This window comes from Thiomicrorhabdus sp. ZW0627 (genome assembly GCF_029767005.1).
In the GTDB taxonomy this organism is placed as follows: domain Bacteria; phylum Pseudomonadota; class Gammaproteobacteria; order Thiomicrospirales; family Thiomicrospiraceae; genus Thiomicrorhabdus.
Window position 1 is genome coordinate 1 of the sequence record NZ_JARUQR010000002.1, and the last position, 3,565, is coordinate 3,565.

The 3,565-nt window shown below is 40.1% G+C and carries 3 protein-coding genes; all 3 read left to right on the top strand.

All coding sequences use genetic code 11. The features are described 5' to 3' along the window. The first annotated feature begins 126 nt into the window (after nucleotides 1-126). Nucleotides 127-1,638 carry an AAA family ATPase gene (locus QCB45_RS06305; protein WP_279420019.1) on the top strand — a complete coding sequence of 504 codons (1,512 nt, stop codon included), beginning with the start codon at nucleotides 127-129 and terminating at the stop codon, nucleotides 1,636-1,638. Between the two features lie 14 nt (nucleotides 1,639-1,652). Continuing rightward, on the top strand, nucleotides 1,653-3,344 hold the full coding sequence (gene mshL / locus QCB45_RS06310) for a pilus (MSHA type) biogenesis protein MshL (protein ID WP_279420020.1): 1,692 nt from the start codon (nucleotides 1,653-1,655) through the stop codon (nucleotides 3,342-3,344). A 16-nt stretch (nucleotides 3,345-3,360) separates the two neighbouring features. After that, the coding region (locus tag QCB45_RS06315; RefSeq protein WP_279420021.1) for a hypothetical protein at nucleotides 3,361-3,565 on the top strand (205 nt) is incomplete at its 3' end.

Below are 3,565 nucleotides of genomic sequence, written 5' to 3' on the forward strand. Positions count from 1 at the left end.
CAAAACCCGCCTTTGCTTCGCATCGGCGGGTTTTTTTATGTCTGAATTTTGTCTGCTACATTTATTTTTTGTTACTCCTTTAAATAGGGTATTATGCATAAACCTAGAAGTTTTATGGAATTCCCTATGTATAGAAGCCATTTTGGATTGAAGCAGTTACCGTTCAAGAATTCTCCAGATCTTCATTTTTTTTATGAACAGGCCTCTAGAATCGATATTCTTAATGCGTTGCTCTATGTTATTCGTCGGGGTGACCCAATTATTAAGGTGACTGGCGAAGTAGGTTGCGGTAAAACCACATTGCTGCGACTCCTTGCCAATTCCTTGGAATCTAATTTTCAGATTGTATATATTAATTCCCCCAACCTTTCTCCTAAGGATTTGTTGTTCCATATTGCCGATGAGCTTTCTGTTATTGTCAAATCAGACTTACCTAAATATTCTTTGCTAAAACTTTTGAGAGAAAGGTTGCTGGAATTGCATGGTTCTGGTCGTCAGGTGGTCATGTTGGTTGATGAAGCTCAAGCAATGTCTGTTGACACACTTGAGGAGATTAGGTTGTTGAGCAACATTGAAACGGATGTTGATAAACTGATCCAGATCGTATTATTCGGTCAGCCAGAGTTGGATATTGCGCTCCAGAACCATGATTTACGCCAACTAAAGGATCGGATTTCATATCATATGCATGTTCCTGCATTGACGCCTGATGAGGTTAAGTCTTACTTAAATTATAGAATGCGCCAGGCCTCTTATAAGGGATTGGACTTCTTTGATACAAAGTTTTCTCGTCAAATTCATAAGTTGTCATCGGGTTTACCTCGTTCAATCAATACAATAGCGGATCAGTTATTGATGGCTGTTTACGGAACAGGCGACAGTCGTTTAAAACGAAAGCATTTTAAAAACATCTCTCCTGAGAATCTTGTTCCTGATAGACGGCAATCTATTGCCATTCTTTTAACGTTATTGGTCTTAATTTCCATTACAGTCTTTGGTGTGTATCGGTTTGAAAATGTTATTGTTAATTTTTTAACTGACAAAGCTGGTTATATTCGAGTAGTTGATTCAATTGGTTCACTTGAAAGTGCGCCAGTAGAGCAGTTCACTAGTGTAGCTTCCAATAATCAATTGAATGCTGATATTACGCAAATTAATGATAAAGTCCCTAGTAATAATGTAATATTAAGAAAAGGTGGAAGTGAAACTGATAATGAGCTGGTTGATCCTGTACTGAATAAGCTCGCAAGGTTATTGCCTTCGGCAGGTGATTTATCAGAGGAAGTGCTTAAGACGCTGATCTCTGAACACGAGGCTACAGAAGAATGGTTGAAGACTTTCGAGTCCTCTAGTTATTTGATTCAGTTGTCTACTTCAACAGTGGCCGGATACCCTAAAGCAAGCTCTATATACAATAATCATAAAATGCTTTCGGGAAAAATACATGTTATGTTAGACTTGAATTCAAACACGGATAAATATCGTGTCAAATTCCTTTATTTGCAGTCCAACAGTTATTCATATTTAATGCAAAAGTTATCTGTTTTACCAAGCAGTTTAAAAAAGTCACAACCCTTTATAACACCTGTAAAGCATTTATTAAAAAGTTTAGAGACTACTAAACAATCGTTAAATTAACTGGGATGCCGCTCATGAGCCGATACATTCATACTAAACACTTTTTTTCAATCTTGATTCCCTTGTTGTCAGCAATGGTATTGGTGTCTTGTGCCAGTTACAACTCCGAAGTTACCCGGGAGCCGGTATCACCGCCTGTTGATAAAAAGTTTGCATTAGAGGGGCATATTGAGAAACAGGAAGTCTTGAAAGACAAGCAATCTAAACCAAGTGAGATTCCAGATTTAGTTTCAAAAAGAGCGATTTTGCCACCTAAGCCGAATTTTCAGAACTCGTTAAAGAAGTATTCGGTTTCAGCTATTAATATTCCATTATCAGAGTTACTTCTCAAGTTGGCCCAGGATTCCGGAAAGCAGTTGGATTTACACTCGGGTGTAGATGGTGCGGTTACAATTAATGCGGTTAACCAAGATTTGCCTACTATCCTTAAACGAATTTCTGTACAGCTGGGATTTTTATATGAAGTAACGCCAACAAGTATTGTCGTTCGACCTGATAAGCCTTATTGGCATAACTACTCAATTGACTATGTGAATATTCAGAAAGTTAGTCAAGATACGATTGATATGAAGATGTCTGTCGGCGGTTCTTCCGGGATTGGTACAAATGTAGGTACAGGTGGAAGCGCATCCAATATTAAAGTTGTTTCAGAACATAACTTTTGGGATTCCGTTGAACAAAATTTAGCGCGCATCGTTAAGTCGGGATTAGGGAAGTCTTCGGGCGGTAAACAAGCAGCTCCTGTGGCAGCAGCCGGCGGCAAAAGAGCTAGAATTGTGAACAATAATATCGTAGTTAATCCAGAAGCCGGCGTAATCAGTATTTTTGCAACAGGTGCTGAGCATCGTGCCGTCAAAACCTATTTAGACGATATTATGAGTCGTGCGGAAAAGCAGGTAATGATTGAGGCGACGGTTGTCGAAGTCGAACTGTCTGATCAATATCAAGCTGGGATTGACTGGTCGACATTAGTGAAATCCGATAGTGGCAATGGTGTGTTTAGTCAGAATCTAATAACAACGACTCTTTCGAGTACAGCTTCTACGAGTTTTAACTTTACCGGTATCGGTGGAGACTGGGATCTTGGAATCCGAATGCTACAGCAGTTCGGGAATACTAAAGTGCTTTCCAGCCCTAAGATTATGGCTGTAAACAATCAAACGGCGTTGTTGAAAGTCGTCAATAATGAAGTTTACTTCACAATTGAAGTCAACCGAGAATCCGCCACTACGACAAGTGCCGGTACCACGACTTATGAAACCACAGTACATACTGTTCCGGTTGGGTTTATGATGAGTGTCACGCCATTTGTCAGTGACGACGACAACGTTTCGTTGAATATCCGTCCGACGATTTCAAGAATTGTTGGTTATGTTAATGATCCAAGTCCAGATTTGGCCAAAGAAGATATTATCAGCCGTATCCCTGTGATTCAGGAGCGTGAAATGGCTTCCGTTCTTAAGCTGAAAAACCAACAGACGGCTGTTATCGGTGGATTAATCGAGGATTCGAATACTAATGATAAAACGGCCGTGCCATGGGCAAATGAGTTGCCTGTAGTCGGAGACTTGTTTTCTTATAAAGATGACGTGGCAAAGAAAAGCGAGCTGGTTATCTTCATCAGACCGATCGTCGTCAAAAATCCTGACGTAGATCATGGAGATCTCACATCGTTGAGAAACTTCTTGAAAACTGATCACAACTAGTTAGGTAGTTAGAACCGTGAGCGTTTTACTAGAGGCTTTAAAAAAAGCGGCAGAGAACAAAAAGCAAGGCGCTGAAGTTGAAAGTGCAAGTGATGTGGTATCTGCTGAAAACAAAGCGGGCGTAACATCTGAGACTGAAGAGGTTAAGACTGAAGAGGTTAAGGCTGAAGAGGTTAAGGCTGAAGAGGTTAAGGCTGAAGAGGTTAAGGCTGAAGAGGTTA